The organism is Pseudomonas fitomaticsae (assembly GCF_021018765.1).
In the GTDB taxonomy this organism is placed as follows: Bacteria; Pseudomonadota; Gammaproteobacteria; order Pseudomonadales; family Pseudomonadaceae; genus Aquipseudomonas; species Aquipseudomonas fitomaticsae.
Genome location: NZ_CP075567.1, coordinates 3944831 through 3966441 on the forward strand (window position 1 = coordinate 3944831; position 21611 = coordinate 3966441).

Consider the following 21611-nt stretch of genomic DNA (forward strand, 5'->3'; position numbering starts at 1 on the left):
TTTTCTTCGATCAGATATGACCGCCGCTTGCGGAGGCAGTGGTTTCTGGTTTCATATCACGCGCAAAACGGCCAAAACGCCCACCGACAGGAGTCATCATGCGTAAGGATTACCTGGCTTTTTTCATCTCGCTGTTCCTGTCGCGGCTGGCGGATCAGATCCTGTTGTTCATCGTGCCGTTGGTGGTATTCCAGACCACCAACAGCGCGTCCTGGGCGGGGCTTGCATTCTTCGTCGAGTCGCTGCCGCGCTTTCTCGCGTTTCCGCTGTGCGGGGCCCTGTGCGACAAGTTCTCGCCCATCAGAATCCTGCACATCAGTCAGGTCTACCGGGCGCTGCTCTGCGTGCTGGCAGTAGGGCTTTATGCCGTCTTCGGCGGTATCGCATGGCTGGTGGTGCTGTCAGCGCTGTGCGGCGTGCTGACTACTCAGGGCATCATGGCCCGCGAAGTGCTGATGCCGCATATCTTCCAACATTACAGCTACACCAAAACCCTTTCCTACTCGCAGATAGCCGACCAGACCGGACTGGTTCTGGGGCCCTTGGTGGCGGCATTGCTGCTGGAGGTTTCGGCTTGGCACTGGGTGGTGCTGTGGGTGGCCGGACTGTTCCTGCTGGCCGACCTCAGCATGCTGGTGTGGCAACGTTTCAGCCGTATCACCCTGGAGGTGTTCGAGCAGCATCAGGACATCTGGCTGCAGCCTCTGCGCATCGCTTTCAGGCATATCCGCGAACTGGCGGAGCTGAAAAAGATCATCACCCTGGCAGTCGGGGTCAACCTGATTGTCGGGGTCACCCTGGCCACTTCGGCGGCCATGGTGCTCGGTCAATACAGCGCCGGCAAGGACGACTACGCCGTGCTGCAAGCGGCTGGCGCGGTGACCACCATCGTGATTCTGTTTTTCCTCGCTCGGGTGGTATTGCCGTTGCGCGTACTGGGTGGCGTTGCCTATTCGATGCTCGCCGCCGGCGCCTTCATCAGCGCCCTGAGCCCGAATCTGGCGGGTTATGTGCTGGGTTTCCTGCTGATCGTCGGTTTCGACAAGATGTTCAACGTTTACATGCGCAGCATTCGCCAGCGAGTCATTCCCCCTCAGGACTTCGGCAAGACCGTGGGCGTGATCACCCTGCTCAATAACTTGTCGCAACCGCTGGCCGGTCTGCTGGTCGCACTGCTCGCCGCGCCATTGGGGACGCAACGTGTGATTCTGATTCTGGCCGTGCTGGCGACGCTGCTGGGCGTGGCGGCTCTCTGGTGGTTTGCCAGAGTACGTAATGCCCACGCCACGTCGATCCTCGAGACCGAGCAGTAACGGATTTCACTGTCGTAGAGCGATGTCCAAAAACAAAAAAACCGCAGCCTGCGAAGGACTGCGGTTTTTCCGTTTTCAGATCAGGCGACGATATCGGTCGCCACAGCCTGCCCCACCACACCCACGGCGAAGTCCACCGAACCCTGGCCTGTCAGGTCGATCATCAGGCTGGTCTGGTTGGTCTGTTCGAAGTAAGTGAGGATCGCATCGCCGGCGTGCCCGGTGAAGCCGCTGACGAAGTTCAGCGTGGCTGCGCCGGTAGCGAACCCTGCGATGCCCGACAGGTCGATCTTGTCCAGGCCGCTGGTGAAATCCATGATCCAGTCGGGTGCGGTCATGGTCGAGTCGCTGGCCGCGCCGAACACGAAGGTGTCCGCGCCTTCACCGCCCCACAGCGAATCACCGCCGCCACCGCCGTAAATGATGTCGTTGCCAGCACCGCCGATCAGGTCGTTGGCCGCTGCGTTGCCGATCAGCAGGTCATTGCCCGAACCGCCAATGGCGTTTTCCACGGTCACGCCGTGGGCGATGGACACGTTGCCCACCAGACCGCCGACATCGGAGAACGAGCCTTCGTTGAGGTTGATCTTCTGGTTCTGGCTGAAGCCGGAGAAGTCCAGCGTGTCGTTACCGCCGCCATCCCACACCGAGAACACCACTTTGGAGGTGTTCGATGTGGCGCTGTAGAAGTCGCGATCGGCGTTGGAGTTGAAGCCGTACACAGTGTTGTCGGCACGGGTTTCGAAGTTGGCGCCGTAGAGTTTCTGCACCGCGACGATGTCGTCCATCAATGGTGCAGAGGCGTAGGCGCCGCTGCCGTCCTTGCTGAAGTTCTGGTCGGTGTTGGCCTCGCTCCAGTAGCTCATCAGGCTGTAGCCACGGGTGTCTTCGGCGTATTTGGCGTCGCCGTAGGTCGGGTTGCCGTTGCCGGCGTTGTAGGCGCCCGGGTGCGACAGGCCGAGGGTGTGGCCGATTTCGTGGGTCAGGGTCTGGCGCCCGTAGTTGTTGGTGTCCGGAGTCTTGTTGACCTGGTACTGATCGTTGATCAGGTACCACGACTGGCCGTCGTAGCTGCTGCCCTGCGGCAGGTAGGCGAACGCCGCGCCGCCGGTGCTGACGTCGTAGTTGCCGAAGGTCATGTGGCCATCACCGCCCTTGCCTTCGGTGAAAGTCACGTTGGCCACGTCCGACCACGATTGCATCGCCAGCACGGCCTGGGCTTTCTGCTGGGCGCTGAACTCGCTGAAGTTGCCGAGTTTCGGGTTGTAGTTCGATGGTTTGTCGGTCAGGAAGGAGTAGGTCAGATCAATCTTGCCGTCGGCGTTCTTGTCCTGCCACGACATGCCCTTGCGCAGGATTTCGTCGGCGGCCTGGTCGGCGGTGAACGATGGTTTGCCGTTGACGGTCCCGGTGCCACGGTCATACAGGTGGCTGAAGGTGTCGACGGCGGTGAAGGCGCTGCTGGCCTGGGAGGAAGGTTGAGACATGGTGTACGTCCTTGTTTCTGAAGAGTCAGTGTCAGACAGAAAAGCGGCGATCTTCTGGCGAGATCGTCCTGTCACTCGCCCTGTTAGGCAGATTGAACCTGCCACAGCCGCCAACAGGGGCGCTAATCAATTTCTCGATAGCGTCCCGGATTGCCCCGACGTGGGCTGTCATGACCGGCAATCTATTCATCTGTATATCCATACAGATAAAAGTTGCCCGTTCGCCCGAGTCAGGCCATCCTGTGCGCCTCTTCGGGCAATGATCGACGACGGTGGTTATGCGGCTGTACCTCTGTGAAAAACCCTCCCAGGCCAAGGACATTGCGGCCGTGCTCGGCGCAAAGCGTCGGGGCGACGGTTGCTGGCTGGGAACGGACGTCACGGTGACCTGGTGCATCGGCCACTTGCTGGAAACCGCCCCGCCGGACGCCTACGACGCCAAATACAAGCGCTGGGTGCTGGCGGACCTGCCGATCATCCCCGACAAATGGAAGATGACCGTCAAACCGCGCACCGCCAGCCAGTACAAAGCGGTGAAACGCCTGCTCGGTGAGACCAGCGAACTGATCATCGCCACCGACGCCGACCGTGAAGGCGAGATGATCGCCCGGGAACTGGTGGAGCATTGCCGCTATCGCGGGCCGATCCGCCGCTTGTGGCTGTCGGCGCTGGACGAAGCCTCGATTCGCAAGGCGTTGGCGGCGCTCAAACCCGGCGCCGAAACCTTCAGCCTGTATCACTCGGCACTGGGGCGCTCGCGGGCGGACTGGCTGATCGGGATGAACATGAGTCGCCTGTTCACCCTGCTCGGCCGGCAATCGGGCTATCAAGGCGTGCTGCCGGTGGGCCGGGTGCAGACGCCGACCTTGCGGCTGGTGGTGGATCGCGATCGCAGCATTGCCGATTTCGTGCCGGTCGCGTATTGGGCCATCGATGTACAACTGCTGCACAACGGCACGCCGTTCACCGCCCAATGGCGTGCACCGGGCGATGCCTGTGACGATCAGGATCGCTGCCTCAATCAGGCCCTAGCCCAGCAAGCGGCTGCGGCAATCAGCAGCGCTGCCAGCGCCCGGGTGATCAAGCTGCGCACCGAACGCATGCGCGAAGTGGCGCCCCTGCCCTTCGATCTGGGCACCTTGCAGGAAGTCTGCTCGAAGAAACTCGGCCTCGGTGCCCAGGAAACCCTCGACATCGCCCAGGCGCTTTACGAAACCTACAAAGTCATCACCTACCCGCGCAGCGATTGCGGCTACCTGCCCCTGAGCCAGCACAGCGAGGCACCGGGGATTCTCGCGGCGCTGCGTCAGGCCGATCCGGGCCTCGAAACATTGCGTGAACATCTGGAGCCACATCGCCGCTCCCGCGCCTGGAACGACGCGAAGGTCAGCGCTCACCATGGCATCATCCCCACCGCTGCGGCGAAAAATCTGGAGCGCCTGACCGGCAAGCACCGCGCGGTCTACACGCTGATTCGCGCGCGGTATCTGGCGCAGTTCCTGCCCAATCACGAATACGACCGCACCCAGGCCGATTTCGATTGCGCCGGGGAAGCCTTGCGCGCTGTCGGCAAGCAGATCATTGAGCCGGGCTGGAAACGCGCGTTGCCCGAAGCGCTGGCACCGGCCAAGGGCCGTGAAGCCCCCGCGCCACAGACGCTACCGACACTGACCCAAGGTGCCGAATGCGCCGTGGCGGACGTGAAGCTCAAGGACCTGTGGACGCAGCCGCCCAAGCCTTACACCGAAGGTGACCTGATCAAGGCGATGAAGAACGTCGCCAAACTGGTGGAAGATCCGCTGCTCAAGCAGAAACTCAAGGACACCACCGGCATCGGCACCGAGGCTACCCGCGCCTCGATCATCCAAGGGTTGCTGGATCGCGGCTATCTGGTGAAAAACGGCAAGGCGCTGTCCGCCACACCTGCCGCGTTCAGCCTGATCGACGCCGTGCCGCGAGCGATTGCCGACCCCGGCACCACCGCGATCTGGGAGCAGGCGCTGGATATGGTGCAGAGCGGCGAGATGAGTCTTGAAGAATTCGTTACCAAACAGGCCGCATGGATGAGCAAGCAAGTGACCCGCTGCGCCGGAATGAGTCTGACCATCAGTGGCCCGCCCCCTGCCGGCAAGGCCGCTGTACCGTGGAAGAACAAGCGCAAGACCACTCGGCGCAAAACCACCGGAACCAGCAAACGCTCGGCGAAACCGGCAGCCAAATAGTCCGCCGCACGCTACTGTTTCTGCAGTGGTGGTCAGGAGGCAGCGGCATGTCTGTCATCGAACTGCGGGGCGCCCGGCGCGACGAACTGGATACCCTCGAAAACCTGATGCAGTTCTACACCTATGACTTCAGCGAGTGGCTGCCGCTGAAGCTCGGCGGGCATGGGTTCTTCCCGATCCAGTTGAAAGACGATTACTGGCGCCAGCCAGCGACCCGGCCATTCCTGATTCACGTCGACGGCGAACTGGCAGGATTCGTGACCGTGGATGACCACCTACTCATCGAAGGCGCCGACTACAACATCGGCTATTTCTTCGTCAGCCGGCGCTGGCGTGGCCAAGGCGTCGCGCAGTTTGTCGCCTCTGCCCTCTTGAGCCACTTGCCCGGTCGATGGCAGATTTTCCATGTCGACGCCAACCTGCCTGCACAGCGGTTCTGGGCCCGGCTCATCCCCGAGCTGAGCGGCGGCGAATTTACCCGCCAAACCAAAACCGTGGACGGCTATCCCTGCACGTTCTACTGCCTGCGCAGCCTTTCTCCCGCTGCCTGAGCGCCGCTTTTTTCATTCCAGAATGACTTTGTCCGACAATATGTAGTGACCAAAAATAATCACTACAAAACCGTTGACGGCGTCGTTTTGCTTTTGCATGATGCAGACGTCTCCCCGATCGGGAGCACTGGCAACACGCTTGAGCAAGCTCGTCTGACCGCCGAGCTGTTTTTTCCGGATACACGCTGCCCACAAGGCAGATTGAAGAAACTGACCTGGCCTGAACGTCCAGTACAAGGACGAGAAGCGCTGGCGAAAATTCTCAAGACGCTTGTGGTCGACCCTGAAAACGTCGTCAAGGAGCCTCCCGGTTTTCGCTGCTTCTCCTCGTTGTGACGCTATTGCGTAGCAGTTATTCAACACGACTACATGCAACAGATGCATGACCCCGTACTTCACACGGGCGACCGCTGACGTCCTGGTTTCGGTGCCAGGGATCAACTAACCGATGGGCTACCTGTATTAGCGAATCAACTTTGAAAGATCACCAGACTGGTCAAGGGGCAATATCATGAATCTGAACAATCAACCTACTATCGAAGAACTGGCTCGTATGTTCGCTGCACAAAAAGACAGCCACGACAGCCATATTCTGTGGATCAGCAAGTCGGGTCAGGTCCATATCGACTGCCTGTCGCCCCATGCTGGTGAAGAAGAGTTCGACCGGAACAACCAGAACCTGCTGGCCCGCCTGAAGATGTACCGCCGCGGCCACGGCTATGTCGGCAAGAAAGCCGCAGCCGACAAGGACTTCATCGGTAATGTTCTGCAAACGCTGAAACAGGCGTGGGACTCGATGCAGAACAACAACGAAGTTCGGGTGATTGATCGGTTCTGCTGAGTTTTGACTTCAATAAACAAAAAGGCCTGCTTCGGAAACGAAGCAGGCCTTTTTTATTGCTCGCAAACAATGCTCATGAACGAATTTCAAGCACCAGCTTCATGAACGCCTCTGCCGCCGCACTGTGATAATTGTTCTGGCGCCGCAACAACGCCGCTCCCCGCTGCGGCGCCTCACTCTCGACACGCAACCGGCGCAACGCCCGGTCCTCGGTCGCGATCGCCTCCGGCAGCATCGTCGCAATCGGCGCATGCCGGAGCACCTCCAGCAACGTACTCACCGAATTCACCTCGATCTGTACCTTGGGCGTGATGCCGTGCTGGCGGAAATATTCGTCAATCGATAACCGCGTGATGAAGTCCGGTGCCAGCAAGGCGAAATCCAGTTGCGCAATGTCATCCGGCGTCAGCACAGAAGCGCTGTCATACAACGGATGCTCGCGCCCGACCATCACCCCCAACGTCTCGACAAACGCCGGAATGCACTCGATATCTGGGTTGCGCACCGGCGTGAAGGCAATCGCGATATCCAGCGAGTCATCCGCCAGCCCGGCCTCGATGTCGTCCATCGACAACTCGAAAATCTCCAGGTGAATCCCCGGATACCGCGCCACGAAATCGCGCACCAACGGCCCGACCAGATACGCCATGAACGTCGGCGTCATGGCCAGCCGCAGCGAGCCCCGGGAAAGATCCTTCACGTCATGCAACGCGCGCTTGCCCGCCTCCAGTTCCACCAGAACCCGTCGCGCGCATTCGATATAGGCCTGTCCGGCGTCCGTGGGTTTGACCGAGCGCGAGGTGCGATCAAACAGATCCACCCCGAGACTTTCTTCCAGTTGGCGGATCTGTTGCGACAGGGTCGGCTGCGACACGTGCAGCGCCTCGGCCGCCCGGGTAAAGCCGCCGTGATCGGCCACGGCCAGCAGATATCGCAAATGTCGCAGCAGCATGGGACGCTCCATCTATAGGCAGTGCTTATGCTTGGCATTGTATATCGGTCTTGGACGCTATGGATCAATCGGCAGAAGATGAATCCCACACAGCAAGCCAACCCCGAAAGGAGAAGCACCATGCAATCCCAAGCCTACAACGACAGCCGCATCGCCCTGACCACCCGCGCCCTGGATGCCAAGGCTCAGAAAAACCTGTCGTGGCAGGACCTGGCCGACGGCACCGGCCTGAGCCTGGCTTACGTCACCGCCGCCCTTCTCGGTCAGCATCCACTGCCGAAAGCCGCGGCCGAAGTGGTCGGCGACAAGCTTGAGTTGAGCGTCGAAGACGTCGCCGCCCTGCAAATCATCCCGCTGCGCGGCAGCCTCGACGGTGTGCCGACCGACCCGACCATCTACCGCTTCCACGAGATGATCCAGATCTACGGCACCACCCTGAAGGCGCTGGTTCACGAGCAGTTCGGCGACGGCATCATCAGCGCGATCAACTTCAAGCTCGACATCAAGAAAGTCGAAGACCCTGAAGGTGGTTCCCGCGCCGTGGTCACCCTCGACGGCAAGTTCCTCCCGCTTCGTCCGTTCTGACCCATCCGGGCCCGCACCCCGCGTGCGGGCCTTTCCAAACCTGAATCGCCAAGTCGTCACCCCATCTGTCTGGAGGCTGCCCCATGCAAAAAGTTCTGCTGACCCTGGCCCTGCTCGCCGGCCTTGCCGCCCAGGCCCAGGCCGATGACGAAGCCGTCGCCTACCGCTACGGCATGTCGCCGGATATCGCTGAAGTCGTGAGCATCACCCCGGTCGCCGACGTCTGCGGCGTGGTGCCGGTCGAGATGACCTACCTCGACAGCCACGGCGCAAAACACATTCTTCAATACAGCGAATTCGGCACCGGCTGTTCGAACTGAGAGGACTACACCATGAAAAACCTGATCGAAGGCTTCCTGAAGTTCCAGAACGAGGCGTTTCCACAACGCACCGAGCTGTTCAAACACCTGGCGACGACCCAAACCCCGGGCACCTTGTTCATCACCTGCTCCGACAGCCGTGTAATACCGGAACTGCTGACCCAGCAAGAACCCGGCGAGCTGTTCGTGATCCGCAACGCCGGCAATATCGTGCCGTCCTACAGTCCGCATCCGGGTGGGGTTTCGGCGACGGTGGAATACGCGGTAGCCGTGCTCGGCGTGACCGACATCGTGATCTGCGGCCACTCCGATTGCGGCGCCATGACCGCCATCGCCCAGTGCAAATGCATGGATCACCTGCCCGCCGTCAGCGGCTGGCTGCAACACGCCGAGTCGGCGAAAGTGGTCAACGAATCGCGGCCGCATGCCAATGACGCAGCCAAGCTGAGTTCGATGGTGCGGGAAAACGTGATCGCGCAACTGGCGAATATCCAGACTCACCCGAGCGTGCGCCTGGCCCAGGAGAAAGGCCTGCTGAATCTGCACGGCTGGGTGTACGACATCGAGACCGGCTCGATCGACGCGCTGAGTGCCGACCGCCGTACTTTCGTCTCGCTGGCCGAGCAACCGTCGACGTGCGCGGTGTACGGTCAGGCAGTCGATGCTGCTTGAAAACACAACGCCGCGCCCGTCATTGCGACGGGCGCGGCGTTGTTCTGTTCAGCGTTTTACGTCCAGATCGATTTGCGTCATGCGGCTGCGTACGGTGAACACACCGTCACCGGAAAGGATCGCGCTGCGGGCAAACAACCGGCCACTTTCCCAGTTCGAAAGGCCCAGTTCCGGCTTGTTCAGCGCGTACTGGCCATCGACCCAACGGGTGATGCCGTTGCCCACGAACGGCGCGTTGACCGCGCTGTAGAAACGCTCCTGGACCGCCGCGTCTTCGCTGATCAGCGACACCGTGAACTGCGGGCTGTAACGATTGAACAGCGCGATGGCCTGATCCAGATCGTCGACGATCATCAGGCTGGCTTCCGGGGTTTCTTCCCATTCCCACTCGCGGCCCAGTTGCGCCTCCGGCAGCGGCTCGGCCAGGGCTTCGGTCTGGTAACCCTCGGCGCGATAGACCTCGACCGTCGCGTTCCGCCAGTCGCTCGGCAGGTAGCTTTCGCTGCCTTCGACGATGTGCAATTTGCAGCCCTGACCACGCGCGGTGCCGGCCTGCTGCAAGGCATCGAGGAACAACGGCACCAGTTCAGCCGCGCGTTCGCGCTGGATCAGGCAGACGTTCAGCGTATTGCAAACCTTGCGATCCAGCGAGTTGCGCACCACAGCGGCAAAGCGCTTGGCGTCGGCATCGCGGTCGGCGATCAGCCACGCACCACCGGTGCCGTGCAGACTGACGGCGGTGCCGGCCTGCTGGGCGATGCTGCCCAACTGGCTGACCGCACGGCCCGAACCACGGGCCACCGCCAGCGACAGACGCCGATCGGCGAACATCGCCCAACCGGCGGCGTGGTTGACGCTCTCCACCAGCGACACCGCACCGGCCGGCAGACCGGCATCGGCCAGCGCCGGGTTCAGGGCGTGAGTAACAATGGCTTGCGCAGTGCCCAGCGCATCGCTGCCAATGCGCAGCACGGCGGTGTTGCCGGTACGCAGCACGCCAGCGGCGTCGGCAAATACGTTCGGCCGACCTTCAAACACGAACGCGACGATGCCCAGCGGCGACACCACTTGCTCGACCTTCCAGCCGTCATGCTCAACGCTGCTGATCACTTTGCCACGGGTCGCCGGCGCATCACGCCAGGCGCGCAGGCCGGCGATCATGTCGCGGCGCATGCGCTCGTCGGCAAGCAAACGGGTGGTGGAACGACCTCGAGCCTTGGCCCGTTCGATGTCGGCAAGGTTCGCGGTTTCGATCCGTGCCCAGGCGTCCGGGTTTTCCAGACGCTGGGCGAACAGATCGAAGAAGCGGCTGATCGCTTCATCCGGCACAGCGGACAGCGCAGTAAACGCCGCCGCTGCACGCTCGATCGCCACCGACGCGGCCTGTTGATCCACCACCGGAATCAGCAACAGCTCGCCACTCACCTGCTCCACCAGCAGGTGGTCGCCGGGTCGGAAACGCTCGGCCAGTTCGGGGCTGACCACGGTGACGCGGTTACCGGCGAAAGGGATAGGCGTGCCAGCGACGAGACGTTCGAGCGCGAGAGACATGGAGCGGATTCACCATATTGAGGGCGGCCGGAAAATGTATAGGAATCTTCGGGTAAAAACACCTTCTTCAAACACCAAAGAACCTGTGGGAGCTGGCTTGCCAGCGATGGCGGCATCCCATGCAACATTGATAGTGAATGTGCCGCCCTCATCGCTGGCAAGCCAGCTCCCACCGGGGCTCAGAACACCGACCAGCCAATCCGCGAACTGAGCATTTCCAGCGCCGCCATTCCCGCCAGCGAGTTGCCCGCCGTGTTCAACTCAGGCGACCACACGCACACCGTGAACTGCCCCGGCACCACCGCAACGATGCCGCCACCGACGCCGCTCTTGCCCGGCAGGCCGACGCGGTAGGCGAAGTTGCCGGCCTCGTCGTAGAGGCCGCTGGTGGCCATGATCGAGTTGACTTGCTGGGTTTGGCGTCGGCTGAGAATCTGCTCGCCGCTGTGTTTGCAGAAGCCGTCGTTGGCCAGGAAACAGAAGGCTCGGGCCAGGTCGATGCAGCTCATGCGCAACGCGCAGTGGCTAAAGTAGCTGCGCAGCACCGCTTCAACGTCATTGTGGAAATTACCGAAGGATTGCATCAGGTAAGCCATCGCCGCGTTGCGCGCGCGGTGCTGGTATTCGGAATCGGCGACCTTGCCGTCGACCATCACCTGCGGGTTGCCCGACAGCCGCCGTACGAAGTCGCGCATCGACAAGGCCGGCGCCGCAAAGCGCGACTGGTTGATGTCGCAGATCACCAGCGCCCCGGCATTGATGAACGGATTGCGCGGACGGCCGCGTTCGAATTCCAGCTGCACCAGCGAGTTGAACGGCTGGCCGGACGGCTCGTGGCCCAGGCGTTCCCAGATCGCCTCGCCGGAATGTTCGATGGCCTGCACCAGGCTGAACACCTTGGAAATACTCTGCACCGAGAACGGCGTCTCGGCGTCGCCGGCGCAATACATCTCGCCGTCGTTGCCATACACGGCGATGCCCAGTTGATTGGCCGGCACGGTGCCGAGGGCGGGAATGTAGTCAGCCACCTTGCCCTGCCCGATCAGGGGCCGGACAGCGTCAAGGATCTCGTTCAACAGCGCTTGCATGCCGGGTTCCGAAGTCTCGCCCCATGGGATTGCGGGGACACCGTGGCTAGACGCTGCGCCCGGCAATCGAATCACACCGGCGCTGTGTATCGCAGTGTGTACGGCCCGACGCCCGACACATCCCGCGCACAAATCCGGCCCTTCGCGACACATCACCGATACAGCCCGGCGTTCAAATGAACCTGTCGATCGGCAGCCCCGATCAAGCCTTTGAACTCACACATCGCATCGGAGATTCACCATGACCAAGCTCTCGAAAACCTCCCTGACGCTCGGCCTGCTGCTTGCCGGTGGCCTGGCCCTGTCCAGCGCCGCTTCGGCTTCGGAAGCGTTCAGCGTCAAGCAACTGGATCACGGCTACAGCCAGACCCAGGCCAAGGCCGACGCGGCGGAAAAAACCTCGGAAGGCAAATGCGGCGAAGGCAAGTGCGGCGCCGGCGAGTAACCCTTTTTACGGGGCACGTTAGTGCCCCGTTTTCTTTTGAATGAATGGAGCCTTCCCATGACCACAGCTCTCTCGTCGGCCGTCAAAGGCCTGCATTTGAACCTCGACCGCGCCGGCCAGTGGCTCGCGCCGCTGACCCTGCGCCTGTTCATCGCCTGGGAATTTTTCGAATCGGGGCTGGAGAAATTCAACGGCCAGAACTGGTTCGAAGACATTCAGGAGCGGTTCCCGTTTCCCTTCGACCACTTGCCGGCGACGCTGAACTGGGAGCTGTCGATGTGGGCCGAGCTGATCTGCGCGCTGGCGATCCTGATCGGATTCGGCACGCGGATTTCGGCGATTTCGCTGATCGTCGTGACCGTCGTCGCCACCGCTGCCGTGCACTGGCCGGCGGACTGGTCATCGTTGAGTGAACTGGCCCAGGGTTACGCGATCACCAACAAGGGATTCGGCAACTTCAAGCTGCCAGCCATTTATTTGGCTGCGCTGGTGCCGCTGGTGTTTGCCGGGGCCGGCAAGTTGAGCGTGGATGCGTGGCTGGCGCGGTTTTTCTGGAAACGCGCCAGCCGCTGAGGATCAATGCGCCCGGTCCAGCCCGGCCAGCAACGCGCTGTCCCGGCTGTAGATGTCCGGCGCGTAAAGCACGCGGCCCTGGCCATCGACCTGTGCCGTCCAGTAAGTCATGAGGATCGGCACCGGGTTGCTCAACCGGAATTCATGGGTGGTACCGGTGGCGAGCAAGGTGTCGGTGCGCGCCTTCTCCGCCGGGCTGAGCAGGAAATCGCGCAGCTTCATCGGATGCTCGACCCGCACGCAGCCAGAGCTGAACGCCCGTGGCCCCTTGTCGAACAGCGCCTTGCTCGGCGTATCGTGCAGGTACACCGAGAACGGGTTGGGGAACCGAATGACCATCTGCCCCAGCGGGTTGCGCGGCCCGGCGTCCTGGCGCAGGAGGATGTTGCCGGGGTTGTCCCAGTCGATGTCGGCGGCGGCCAGCGGCTGGCCGTTGGCGTCGAGCACTTGCAGGTTCTGGCGGCTGAGGAAGGTCTGGTCCTTGCGGATTTCCGGCAGCTTGTCTTCCTTCCAGATGGTCGGCGGCACGGTCCAGGTCGGGTTCAGGGTCAGGCGCGTAACCCGGGATTTGAGCAGCGGGGTCTGGCGTTCGGCGCGCCCGACCTGGGTGCGGGTCTGCCAGACCGGCAGGCCGCCCTGATAAAGCGTCAGTTCGGCAGCGGCGACGTTGACCAGCAAACCGTCCGGCTCCATGTCCTGGGCCATCCAGCGGAAACGTTCAAGGTTGACCCGCAATTGTTCGCGACGGGTCAGCGGACTGATGTTGAGTTCGGCGATCGTTCCCGGCCCCACCACCCCGTCGGCCTGCAGCGAATGGTTGGCCTGAAAGCTCTTCACCGCCTCCACCAATACGCCGTGATAAGCGTTGTCCGGCGTGCCGACCACACTGCTCAGGTAGCCTTCGCTGTACAACCGGCGGGCCAGTTCCGGCACGCGCTTGTCTTCCATGTCCGGACGCAGCAACGGCCCGTTGCCCACCGACGTCCACTGCGGCAAGGCTTTCAGGCGCTGCGCGGCATACAGATGACGCAGGTTCTGGTACTGCGCCAGCTGCGGGCGGGCGAGATCGAAGGCGGCCGGAACGTTGTGCACGCCCGGTACGGCGATGGCGAGCAATTCGGCCTGACGGTCGCGAGGCGTTTCGTCGGAATGCCACAGGGGTTCGAAGTGCGATTGCAACAGGCGGCCGTAATGCAGATCCTGCAAGGCTTGCAGGTAATAACGGCTGATCTCGATGTCGGCGCACAGTTCGCCGTCCTGCGGAGCGGTGAGCGCCACCGGGTAGCGTTTCGGGTTCAGGCCATCGTCGGCCAACAGCTGCAATTGCGCATGCAAGGCCGGCAATTGCCCACCATCCGCCCATACCGGCAGCCAGTCCTGCTGCTGGTAGAACGCGCGCAACTGATCCAGCGCCGGACCATTGAGGCTGGTGCCGATCGTCGGGCATGCCTGGGGCAGGCTGATCAGCGCAGCCTGCAACGGGCTCTGCGGCTCGATGGGCATTTCCGTCGGCACGGGCGGCAGCGTCGGGAGCCCCGGCAGCGGCTCTTCGGCACAAGCGACAAACGGCGCAGCGAGCAAACAAATGCTCAAGTAGCATGCGTACTTTTTGAACAACTGCTTTACTCCAATCCATGGCCGTCCTGATTGACGGTCAACCTTACCTCAGGTGCGGTGAACAGTCAGGCCCGATTCGCGGGCCTGCCGGGGACGACTGGACGTCAGGAGCCTAAGTGCCAAACAAGTAGCAAGTGGAGACTCACTTTAAATGTTGACGTTTTTGCGCCGACTTCTGCTGACTGCCACCGCCATTGGCGTGCTGACCAGTCCAGCCTTTGCCGCCGGCACCTCTTCGCCGGTTCTGTACACCAGCCTCGCGCACGCCGCTCCGGAACTCAATCCCCAGGCGCTGAAAGGTGCCTTGAGCGCCATGCAATGTGCGATCAACAACGGCGCGAAGCAGTCCCGTCACCTGGCGATCATCGACTATTCGCAGCCGTCCACCGAGCGCCGGTTGTGGATCTTCGACCTGACCCGGAAAAAACTGGTGCTGCGCGACCTGGTCGCTCACGGTTCGAACTCCGGGGAAAACTTCGCCACCCGGTTCTCCAACCGTGAAGGCAGTTTCCAGTCCAGCCTCGGCCTGTTCCGTACCCAGGAAAGTTACCAGGGCACCCACGGTTACTCGCTGCGCATGGACGGTCTGGAACCGGGCGTCAACGACATGGCCCGCGACCGCGCCATCGTGATCCACGCCGCCGACTACGTGAACCCGTTCTGGAGCAAACGCACCGGCCGTCTGGGCCGCAGCCAGGGTTGCCCGGCCGTGCGACCGCAGGTTGCCAAACGGGTGATCGACAGTCTGAAGAACGGCCAATTCATGTTCTCCTGGTACCCGGATCAGCAGTGGCTGAAATCCTCGCCGTACCTCAACTGCCAGCCACAACAGATCGCGAGCATTCTCAGCACCCACGCCAGCTGAATACTCTGTGGGAGGGCCTTGGCTCCCACTGGTTCGGTTTATTACAGATTTGTCATCGAGTTGTCGGTTTGCCGAGCGGATCGCCCGGTAGCTTGAAGTTGTCCCGGCCAGAACGCCGATCAACTTCAACGACTCGAGTGACCCATCATGAAAACCCTGATCCTCGCCTTCACCGCCCTCCTCGCCACCGGTTCCGTGTTCGCCGCGCCTGCGCCGGACGCCGCGGTCATTCATGACAAAACCGGTTTCTTCGTGCACCTGGATGTCGACAAAGTCCTCTCCAGCACCGATATTTCCCAGGCTTGCGGCGTGATCCCCGCGCAGCTCAACTACCTCGACCACCAGGGCCGTGAACATGTGCTGGACTATCAAGTGCAAGGCAGCGGCTGCATCAATGACCATTGAGGCACAGTGCCCATGAATATCCTTGTTGTCGAAGACGAACCCAAGGCCGGCAATTACTTGCTCAACGGCTTGCAGGAACTGGGCTACAGCGTGAGCCTGGCCCGGGACGGCGCCGACGGTCTGCACCTGGCGCTGGAGTTCGACTTCGACGTGATCGTGCTGGACGTGATGATGCCGAAAATGGATGGCTGGGAAGTGCTGCGCCGGCTGCGCAAGGAAACCGACACCCCGGTGCTGTTTCTCACCGCCCGCGACGACATCGCCGACCGGGTCAAAGGGCTTGAACTGGGTGCTGACGATTACCTGATCAAGCCGTTTTCCTTCGCCGAACTGGTGGCGCGCCTGCGCACCCTGACCCGGCGCGGGCCGATCCATGAAGAAGAGCAATTGCAGGTCGCAGATCTGCAGATCGACGTGCTCAAGCGCCGGGTCACCCGCGCCGGCAACCGGATCACCCTGACCAACAAGGAATTCGCCCTGCTGCAACTGTTCGCCACCCACACCGGGCAAGTGCTTTCGCGTTCGCTGATCGCCTCGAGGGTGTGGGACATGAATTTCGACAGCGACACCAACGTGGTCGATGTCGCCGTGCGCCGCCTGCGGGCGAAGATCGACGATCCGTTCCCGCTCAAGCTGATCCACAGCGTGCGCGGCATCGGCTACCGCTTCGATACCCAGCCATGAAAATCGCCGGCACTTATTCCCTGACCTTGCGTCTGGCGCTGGTGTTCGCCGTGCTGGCCTTCGCCGCGCTGGCAGGCCTGGGCGCGGCGCTTTACAACCAGTTGGAAGAGCAACTGACCCGCCGCGACGATATCCAGTTGGTCAGCCGCATCGATCAGTTGCGCACCATCCTCAACGACAGCAACACCCTTGAGCTGATCAAGACCAAACCAGCGTTGTTCCAGAACATGCTGGGCAACCGCGAAGCGCTGTTGACCATCGGCGCGCCGGGGCAACCACCCCTGTTCGTGGTCAACCCCAGCGACCTGGCACTGCCGAGCGTGCCCGCCGTGCCGGTCGACCATGTCATGGCGCTCAACGACGTGCAGCATCTGCCGCGCCTCAACGGCGTGCCGTTCTCGGCGGTGGCGGCCAGTATCGATTCCGGCGACCAGGGCAATCTGCAGGTGCTCATCGCCAAGGTGATGAGCGAGCGCACGGCGATGCTCGCCAACTACCGACTCAGCGTGTACGGCCTCGCATCATTGGCCGCAATTGTGCTGGCGCTGGTTGGCTGCCTGCTGGTGTATCGCGGCCTGCTGCCGTTGCGGCGGATTGCCCGGCATGCCCACGGGATCGGCATCGCCAACCTCGGCGAACGCCTCGACAGCCAAGGCACGCCCCGGGAATTGCAGCCGATGATCGAGTCTTTCAATGCAATGCTGGACCGGCTCGACCGAGGGGTTGCCCAATTGAGCCAGGTCTCCACCGACATGGCCCACGAACTGCGCACGCCGATCAACAACCTGCTCGGCGAGACCCAGGTCGCCCTGCAACAGAACCGCAGCGTCGACGCCTATCAACAGCTGCTCGCCTCCAACGTCGAAGAACTCGAACGGCTGGCGCGGATGCTCGACAACATGCTGTTTCTCGCTCGCACCGACCCGGCCAGCGCGCTGAGCCAGCGTCAGGAGCTGGACGCCAGCGATGAGATGCAGCGCATCGCCGATTACTTCGAAGGGCTGGCGGCCGATGTCGGCGTCACTATCGAGGCCCATGGCAGCGGCGTGATCTGGGCCGAGCCGATGCTGCTGCGTCGGGCCCTGGCCAATCTGTGCGCCAACGCGATCAAGTACGGCGCGGCGGATTCGACGTTGCAGGTCGAAGCCATCGCCGAAACGGACGGCAGCTACCTGCGGGTGCGCAATCAGGGCGCGACGATTCCGGCGGAACACCTGTCGCGACTGTTCGAGCGCTTCTACCGCGTCGATCCGTCCCGCGAACGGTCGGCCCAATCCAACGGTCTGGGCCTGTCGATTGTCGCGACCATCATGCAGTTGCATCAGGGTCGCTACAGCGTCAGCAGCGCCGACGGCATCACCTGCTTTGAACTGTTCTTTCCGGCACGGGAGACCCGAGACGCAGGTGCGTGAAGGCACCGAGTGCAAACGCCGCGAACATCAACGCCGTGGCCACGCCGAAGGTCATGTGCAAGCCGCCCGCGATGACGGCGGCCGGCGCTTGAGTCGGATCGTTTGTGGCCAGGGCGAACACCGCGCCCATCGCCGCCGCCCCGGTGATCAACCCCAGGTTGCGCGACAACCCGAGCATGGCCGAGACCACACCGCGCTGATCCTGAGCAACACCGGACATCAACCCGGTGTTGTTGGCAGCCTGGAACAGCGCATAACTCAAGGCCACCACCGTGATCGGCAGCACGTATGCAAGCACTCCGAAACTTACCGGAAACAGCGCCAACAGACCGCATCCGCAGACCAGTCCGAGCAACGCACCCGGCACCATCCGCCGCGCGCCGAAACGATCCACCAGCCGCCCGGCCGGTACGCCGCTGAACGCCGCCAGCAACGGCCCGATCGATAGCACCAGTCCGACCTGAGTGCTGGTGAGACCCAGGCCTCGGCTCAGGTAAAACGGCCCGACCACCAGCGTGGTCATCATCACCGTGGTCACCAGCAAGGTCAGCGCCAGACTGCAGCTGATTCGCGTGTCGGTGAACAATGACAGGTGAATCAGCGGCGCCTTGCTCCGTTTCTCGACCAGGATGAACAACCCCACGCCCAGCAGGCTGAGCAACAGCAACGTCGGGGTGAGTCCTTCAACCGTCATCGCCAGTGCATAGGCCGCCAGCGTCAGCATCAGCACGGCGGTGCCGGGGTAGTCAAATGCAACACCCGAACGCACGATCCGATCCTTCGGCAAATAGCGATACACCAACCACGCATTGAGCAATCCCAACGGCACGTTGATTACAAAGATCGACTGCCAGCCGACATGCGCCATCAACAGCCCGCCGAGCGACGGCCCGAGGGTGGTGCCGGTGGCCGACATCGTGGCCAGCAACCCCATCGCACTGCCAGCCCGGGATTTGGGTACCGCGTCGGCCACCAGCGCCACCGTCAACGCGAACATGATCGCCGCGCCCAGGCCTTGAACCGCGCGCGCGCCAATCAGCCAGCCAAGGCTCGGCGCCAGTGCGCAAACCAGCGAAGCGGCGGTAAAGATGCCGATGCCGATCAACAGCAAACGCCGCCGACCGAAGCCGTCACCCAACCGCCCGACGCTGACAATCAACGTGGTGACCGCCAGCAGATAGGCCAGCACGATCCATTGCACTTGTTGAAACGTCGCATCGAACGCCGCCGCCAGCGTGGGCAGTCCGGCGTTGGCGATGCTGGTGTCGAGCGACGGCATCAGCATCGACAGCGCCAGACTGGTCAGCGCCCAGCGGGCTGAAGGGCTCAGGGGTTCTCGGTGCATGGGGGGCTCACTGGGCAAAGGGCATGCGACATAGCCTGAGCCTCGACAATACAGGGCGCAAGACGCATGCTTTGCACTTGATACCTGCATGGAACGCCATGTCATGAATGCACCGGACCTGAACCTGTTGATCACCCTCGACGTGCTGCTGAGCGAAGGCAGCGTCGCCCGCGCCGCCGAACGCCTGCGTCTGAGCCCTTCAGCGATGAGTCGGGCACTGGCCCGGCTGCGGGAAACCATCGGCGATCCACTGCTGGTGCGCGCGGGTCGTGGGCTGGTGCCGACCCCGCGTGCGCTGGAACTGCGCGACCGGGTCAGTTATCTGGTGCAGGAAGCCGAAGCGGTTTTGCGCCCGGCAGAAGTGCTCGATCCGGGCCAGTTGCAGCGCACCTTCACCCTGCGCAACACCGACGGTTTTGTCGAAACCTTTGCCGCCGCCCTGCTCGCCCGCATCGCCGAAGAGGCGCCTGGCGTGCGCCTGCGCTTCGTGCAGAAGGCCGACAAGGACAGCACGCTGCTGCGCGTAGGTCGGGTGGATCTGGAAACCGGCGTGGTCGACGACAGCACCGACCCGACGCTGCACAGCCGCATCCTGTTCCGCGATCAGTGGATCGGTGTGGTACGTGAGGGACATCCGTTGAGCAGCGGCAAGGTCAGCGCCAAACGCTTCGCTTCGGGGCAGCACATTCTGGTGTCACGCCGTGGACGCAGCAGCGGACCGGTGGACGAAGCGCTGCTCGCCTTCGGACTGACGCGAGATATCGTCACCTCGTTTGGCGGGTTTTCGGCGGCGCTGACGCTGGTCCGTGAATCAGACCTGATCGCCACCGTTCCGGAGCGTCACACCAGCAAACTGCGCACGGGCCTGCACAGTTTCGCTCTGCCCTTGCGCATGCCGGACATCAGCGTGTCGATGCTCTGGCACCCGCGCATGGACGCCGACCCGGCGCATCGCTGGCTGCGCAATTGTGTGCGGGAAGTCTGCGCTTAACGCGCGCCCCCGCCAGCGGGTTTATAGAACAGGAACTTCTTGGTCTCGGCGGTCTTGGTGTATTCCTTGGCCCAACTCGGATGAACGTTGCGGTCGTGGAAATACAGCGCGCCGTGGGTGCGATCAGTGAGCTGGCGGTTCAGCGCCTTGCCGGCGATTTCCTTGGCCAGCGCGTATTCGGCGTCTTCCTTGACCTGATCCGGACGCCCGTCGCACCACCAGGAAAACTGGCAGCTCTTGGTTTCCGAGCCCTGCTTGACCACCTCGCAAACCGTGCCTGGAAAGCCGTCATGCCCGAGGCGATTCATCACCACACTGGCCACGCCTTCCATGTCGGCATTGTCCTTGCCCTTGGCTTCCCAATAGATACTGCGCGCCAGACAGGTGATCGGATCATCCAGCGGTGCGGCGCCGGCGGGGTCGACCGCCTGCGCTTCGGTCGGGGTGATGGCTTCGGATTTGGGTGCCGGAGGCGCGTCGGGTTTGTCGGCGGCCTTCTCTTCCAGAACCTCGGCTTTCGCCTCGGCCTTTTCTTTGATCGGTGCCTGATCGGTGGCCAGTGCCGCGCCGGTCAGAAGGGTCAACGCAAGACAGCAAAGCAACCCGTTCAATTGCATGATCATTCTTCCGGCAGGGCCCGATACGGGCAAAGTGTTACGTGGTTGAGACGCCCGGTTTCCGGGATCTTCGCAGAGTGTAGACGGCAAATTGCACCGAATCGTTCTGCAGAAAAATCCGCGTTGTGAAGAAAAAGACATTGCACGAACCGGGGCCCTTTCGCGCATGATGTGCGCACTCAGCCCAAGGGAGATTTCCATGCGCTTCATGCCATCCGTTCTGCGACTCGCCGCGTTGTCCGTGGGCCTGGCGCTGGCCACTTCGGCCATGGCCACCGACGAGTCGCAATTGATCGAATCGATCAACAGCTACCGCAGCCAGCCGCAGCGTTGTGGCAGCCAGGCGTCCAGCGAATTGCCGCCGCTGTCGGCCGATCCGCGCCTGATTCTGCCGGCCGCCGGTGTGGTGGATTTGCAGCAGGCGATGTCCAGCGCTCGCTACCCGATGGTCAACGTTCAGGCGATCACCCTCAACGGGCCACGGGATGCGGCGTCGGCGATGAAGGCGATTCAGGAGAGCTTCTGCCAGGTGGTGCTGGATCCGCAGTTCGTCGATATCGGCGTCAGCCGCGCTGATCGTGACTGGCGCATCACCCTCGCCCGGCCACTGCTGTCCGCCCGCCTCGGCGATGGTCAGGCTGAAGGCCAGAAACTCCTCGAACAACTCAACGCCGCCCGCGCCCAACCGCGCCAGTGTGGCGGTCAGGCATTCGCAGCGACTGCGCCGCTGGCGTGGAACGCGGTGCTCGGCGGCGTTTCCCAGGAACACAGCCGCGAGATGGCCAACAACAATTATTTCGACCACAAGGACCGCGACGGCCGTACCCCCGGCGACCGAGCGGAACTTGCCGGTTACAGCGGCCAGCAGGTCGGCGAGAACATCGCCGCCGGGCAGGACACGGTGCAGAAAGTCGTCGCCGGCTGGCTCGCCAGCCCTGGCCATTGCGCCAACCTGATGAACCCGCAGTACCGTGAACTGGGCGCTGCGTACGCAGTCGATCCGAAGAGCAGCGCAGGGATTTACTGGACTGCGATGTTTGGCGGGGAGTAAATCCCGCGCAATAAAAAACCGGAG

At 62.4% G+C, this 21611-nt stretch carries 23 protein-coding genes; 15 read left to right on the forward strand and 8 right to left on the reverse strand.

The features are described from left to right. Window positions 1–98 precede the first annotated feature (98 nt). A complete protein-coding gene (locus tag KJY40_RS17645) occupies window positions 99–1313 on the forward strand; it encodes an MFS transporter (RefSeq protein WP_085602844.1) in 1215 nt (404 codons plus the stop codon). Window positions 1314–1393: 80 nt separating this feature from the next. Here the strand turns inward: KJY40_RS17645 and KJY40_RS17650 are convergent, their stop codons facing one another. Further along, window positions 1394–2800, reverse strand: a complete 1407-nt coding sequence (locus KJY40_RS17650) for a serralysin family metalloprotease (RefSeq protein ID WP_230731453.1) — start codon at window positions 2798–2800, stop codon at window positions 1394–1396. A gap of 278 nt (window positions 2801–3078) precedes the next feature. Between KJY40_RS17650 and KJY40_RS17655 the strand changes: the two genes are divergently transcribed. Beyond that, window positions 3079–5022, forward strand: a complete 1944-nt coding sequence (locus KJY40_RS17655; protein WP_230731455.1) for a DNA topoisomerase III — start codon at window positions 3079–3081, stop codon at window positions 5020–5022. A gap of 47 nt (window positions 5023–5069) precedes the next feature. Continuing rightward, a complete protein-coding gene (locus KJY40_RS17660; protein ID WP_230731457.1) occupies window positions 5070–5573 on the forward strand; it encodes a GNAT family N-acetyltransferase in 504 nt (167 codons plus the stop codon). A 12-nt stretch (window positions 5574–5585) separates the two neighbouring features. On the opposite strand, the gene KJY40_RS17665 is transcribed toward KJY40_RS17660, so the two are convergent. Then, on the reverse strand, window positions 5586–5957 hold the full coding sequence (locus KJY40_RS17665; protein WP_230731459.1) for a hypothetical protein: 372 nt from the start codon (window positions 5955–5957) through the stop codon (window positions 5586–5588). A 127-nt stretch (window positions 5958–6084) separates the two neighbouring features. Between KJY40_RS17665 and KJY40_RS17670 the strand changes: the two genes are divergently transcribed. Then, the gene (locus KJY40_RS17670) at window positions 6085–6414 is read left to right on the forward strand and encodes a hypothetical protein (protein ID WP_011334739.1); all 330 of its coding nucleotides are present in this window, start codon (window positions 6085–6087) and stop codon (window positions 6412–6414) included. A 73-nt stretch (window positions 6415–6487) separates the two neighbouring features. Here KJY40_RS17670 and cynR read toward each other — a convergent pair whose 3' ends face one another. Next, entirely contained in the window at window positions 6488–7366 is an 879-nt protein-coding gene (gene cynR, locus KJY40_RS17675; protein ID WP_230731462.1) for a transcriptional regulator CynR, read from the reverse strand. 120 nt (window positions 7367–7486) lie between these two features. Between cynR and cynS the strand changes: the two genes are divergently transcribed. From cynS to KJY40_RS17690, 3 genes are all read left to right on the forward strand, one after another. Further along, on the forward strand, window positions 7487–7951 hold the full coding sequence (cynS, locus tag KJY40_RS17680) for a cyanase (protein WP_192558292.1): 465 nt from the start codon (window positions 7487–7489) through the stop codon (window positions 7949–7951). Between the two features lie 83 nt (window positions 7952–8034). Then, the gene (locus KJY40_RS17685) at window positions 8035–8271 is read left to right on the forward strand and encodes a DUF2790 domain-containing protein (RefSeq protein WP_230731464.1); all 237 of its coding nucleotides are present in this window, start codon (window positions 8035–8037) and stop codon (window positions 8269–8271) included. Between the two features lie 12 nt (window positions 8272–8283). Beyond that, a complete protein-coding gene (locus KJY40_RS17690; RefSeq protein WP_230731466.1) occupies window positions 8284–8943 on the forward strand; it encodes a carbonic anhydrase in 660 nt (219 codons plus the stop codon). A 48-nt stretch (window positions 8944–8991) separates the two neighbouring features. Here the strand turns inward: KJY40_RS17690 and KJY40_RS17695 are convergent, their stop codons facing one another. Both KJY40_RS17695 and glsB read right to left on the reverse strand, forming a co-directional pair. Then, on the reverse strand, window positions 8992–10494 hold the full coding sequence (locus KJY40_RS17695) for an aldehyde dehydrogenase family protein (protein ID WP_230731467.1): 1503 nt from the start codon (window positions 10492–10494) through the stop codon (window positions 8992–8994). Window positions 10495–10673: 179 nt separating this feature from the next. Next, window positions 10674–11582, reverse strand: coding sequence for a glutaminase B (glsB, locus tag KJY40_RS17700; protein ID WP_064379522.1), 909 nt, complete (start codon window positions 11580–11582; stop codon window positions 10674–10676). Window positions 11583–11823: 241 nt separating this feature from the next. Here glsB and KJY40_RS17705 point away from each other — a divergent pair, with 241 nt between their 5' ends. Then, the gene (locus KJY40_RS17705) at window positions 11824–12027 is read left to right on the forward strand and encodes an HvfA family oxazolone/thioamide-modified RiPP metallophore (protein ID WP_230731468.1); all 204 of its coding nucleotides are present in this window, start codon (window positions 11824–11826) and stop codon (window positions 12025–12027) included. A gap of 57 nt (window positions 12028–12084) precedes the next feature. After that, window positions 12085–12600, forward strand: a complete 516-nt coding sequence (locus tag KJY40_RS17710) for an HvfX family Cu-binding RiPP maturation protein (protein WP_230731469.1) — start codon at window positions 12085–12087, stop codon at window positions 12598–12600. A gap of 3 nt (window positions 12601–12603) precedes the next feature. On the opposite strand, the gene KJY40_RS17715 is transcribed toward KJY40_RS17710, so the two are convergent. Then, window positions 12604–14217, reverse strand: a complete 1614-nt coding sequence (locus KJY40_RS17715; protein ID WP_102687034.1) for a L,D-transpeptidase family protein — start codon at window positions 14215–14217, stop codon at window positions 12604–12606. A 151-nt stretch (window positions 14218–14368) separates the two neighbouring features. Here KJY40_RS17715 and KJY40_RS17720 point away from each other — a divergent pair, with 151 nt between their 5' ends. The 4 genes from KJY40_RS17720 to KJY40_RS17735 all read left to right on the forward strand — a co-directional run bounded on the left by KJY40_RS17720 (window position 14369) and on the right by KJY40_RS17735 (window position 17583). Further along, window positions 14369–15082, forward strand: coding sequence for a murein L,D-transpeptidase catalytic domain family protein (locus KJY40_RS17720; RefSeq protein ID WP_230731470.1), 714 nt, complete (start codon window positions 14369–14371; stop codon window positions 15080–15082). Between the two features lie 147 nt (window positions 15083–15229). Next, the gene (locus KJY40_RS17725) at window positions 15230–15487 is read left to right on the forward strand and encodes a DUF2790 domain-containing protein (RefSeq protein ID WP_230731471.1); all 258 of its coding nucleotides are present in this window, start codon (window positions 15230–15232) and stop codon (window positions 15485–15487) included. Between the two features lie 12 nt (window positions 15488–15499). After that, a complete protein-coding gene (locus KJY40_RS17730; RefSeq protein ID WP_007950581.1) occupies window positions 15500–16171 on the forward strand; it encodes a heavy metal response regulator transcription factor in 672 nt (223 codons plus the stop codon). Beyond that, a complete protein-coding gene (locus tag KJY40_RS17735) occupies window positions 16168–17583 on the forward strand; it encodes a heavy metal sensor histidine kinase (RefSeq protein WP_230731472.1) in 1416 nt (471 codons plus the stop codon). Before KJY40_RS17730 ends, KJY40_RS17735 begins: the two co-directional genes overlap by 4 nt. Here the strand turns inward: KJY40_RS17735 and KJY40_RS17740 are convergent. Then, window positions 17528–18928, reverse strand: coding sequence for an MFS transporter (locus KJY40_RS17740; RefSeq protein ID WP_230731473.1), 1401 nt, complete (start codon window positions 18926–18928; stop codon window positions 17528–17530). The two genes, KJY40_RS17735 and KJY40_RS17740, sit on opposite strands and share 56 nt — an antisense overlap. A gap of 103 nt (window positions 18929–19031) precedes the next feature. Between KJY40_RS17740 and KJY40_RS17745 the strand changes: the two genes are divergently transcribed. Next, entirely contained in the window at window positions 19032–19919 is an 888-nt protein-coding gene (locus tag KJY40_RS17745; RefSeq protein WP_230731474.1) for a LysR family transcriptional regulator, read from the forward strand. On the opposite strand, the gene KJY40_RS17750 is transcribed toward KJY40_RS17745, so the two are convergent. Continuing rightward, window positions 19916–20536 carry a cell wall hydrolase gene (locus KJY40_RS17750; protein ID WP_230731475.1) on the reverse strand — a complete coding sequence of 207 codons (621 nt, stop codon included), beginning with the start codon at window positions 20534–20536 and terminating at the stop codon, window positions 19916–19918. The two genes, KJY40_RS17745 and KJY40_RS17750, sit on opposite strands and share 4 nt — an antisense overlap. Window positions 20537–20735: 199 nt before the next feature. On the opposite strand from KJY40_RS17750, the gene KJY40_RS17755 reads away from it, so the two are divergent. Next, complete coding sequence (locus tag KJY40_RS17755) at window positions 20736–21587, forward strand: CAP domain-containing protein (RefSeq protein WP_230731477.1); 852 nt, start codon at window positions 20736–20738, stop codon at window positions 21585–21587. Window positions 21588–21611 lie beyond the last annotated feature (24 nt).

Bases quoted from the DNA above. Each gene is read 5' to 3' on its own strand.
- KJY40_RS17685 (WP_230731464.1), top strand. From the start codon at position 8,035: ATGCAAAAAGTTCTGCTGACCCTGGCCCTGCTCGCCGGCCTTGCCGCC.
- KJY40_RS17655 (WP_230731455.1), top strand. From the start codon at position 3,079: ATGCGGCTGTACCTCTGTGAAAAACCCTCCCAGGCCAAGGACATTGCG.
- KJY40_RS17705 (WP_230731468.1), top strand. From the start codon at position 11,824: ATGACCAAGCTCTCGAAAACCTCCCTGACGCTCGGCCTGCTGCTTGCC.
- KJY40_RS17670 (WP_011334739.1), top strand. From the start codon at position 6,085: ATGAATCTGAACAATCAACCTACTATCGAAGAACTGGCTCGTATGTTC.
- cynS (WP_192558292.1), top strand. From the start codon at position 7,487: ATGCAATCCCAAGCCTACAACGACAGCCGCATCGCCCTGACCACCCGC.
- KJY40_RS17650 (WP_230731453.1), bottom strand. From the start codon at position 2,800: ATGTCTCAACCTTCCTCCCAGGCCAGCAGCGCCTTCACCGCCGTCGAC.
- KJY40_RS17710 (WP_230731469.1), top strand. From the start codon at position 12,085: ATGACCACAGCTCTCTCGTCGGCCGTCAAAGGCCTGCATTTGAACCTC.
- KJY40_RS17725 (WP_230731471.1), top strand. From the start codon at position 15,230: ATGAAAACCCTGATCCTCGCCTTCACCGCCCTCCTCGCCACCGGTTCC.
- KJY40_RS17740 (WP_230731473.1), bottom strand. From the start codon at position 18,928: ATGCACCGAGAACCCCTGAGCCCTTCAGCCCGCTGGGCGCTGACCAGT.
- cynR (WP_230731462.1), bottom strand. From the start codon at position 7,366: ATGCTGCTGCGACATTTGCGATATCTGCTGGCCGTGGCCGATCACGGC.
- KJY40_RS17735 (WP_230731472.1), top strand. From the start codon at position 16,168: ATGAAAATCGCCGGCACTTATTCCCTGACCTTGCGTCTGGCGCTGGTG.
- KJY40_RS17720 (WP_230731470.1), top strand. From the start codon at position 14,369: ATGTTGACGTTTTTGCGCCGACTTCTGCTGACTGCCACCGCCATTGGC.
- KJY40_RS17660 (WP_230731457.1), top strand. From the start codon at position 5,070: ATGTCTGTCATCGAACTGCGGGGCGCCCGGCGCGACGAACTGGATACC.
- KJY40_RS17645 (WP_085602844.1), top strand. From the start codon at position 99: ATGCGTAAGGATTACCTGGCTTTTTTCATCTCGCTGTTCCTGTCGCGG.
- KJY40_RS17755 (WP_230731477.1), top strand. From the start codon at position 20,736: ATGCGCTTCATGCCATCCGTTCTGCGACTCGCCGCGTTGTCCGTGGGC.
- KJY40_RS17750 (WP_230731475.1), bottom strand. From the start codon at position 20,536: ATGCAATTGAACGGGTTGCTTTGCTGTCTTGCGTTGACCCTTCTGACC.
- KJY40_RS17745 (WP_230731474.1), top strand. From the start codon at position 19,032: ATGAATGCACCGGACCTGAACCTGTTGATCACCCTCGACGTGCTGCTG.
- glsB (WP_064379522.1), bottom strand. From the start codon at position 11,582: ATGCAAGCGCTGTTGAACGAGATCCTTGACGCTGTCCGGCCCCTGATC.
- KJY40_RS17690 (WP_230731466.1), top strand. From the start codon at position 8,284: ATGAAAAACCTGATCGAAGGCTTCCTGAAGTTCCAGAACGAGGCGTTT.
- KJY40_RS17730 (WP_007950581.1), top strand. From the start codon at position 15,500: ATGAATATCCTTGTTGTCGAAGACGAACCCAAGGCCGGCAATTACTTG.
- KJY40_RS17695 (WP_230731467.1), bottom strand. From the start codon at position 10,494: ATGTCTCTCGCGCTCGAACGTCTCGTCGCTGGCACGCCTATCCCTTTC.
- KJY40_RS17665 (WP_230731459.1), bottom strand. From the start codon at position 5,957: ATGCATCTGTTGCATGTAGTCGTGTTGAATAACTGCTACGCAATAGCG.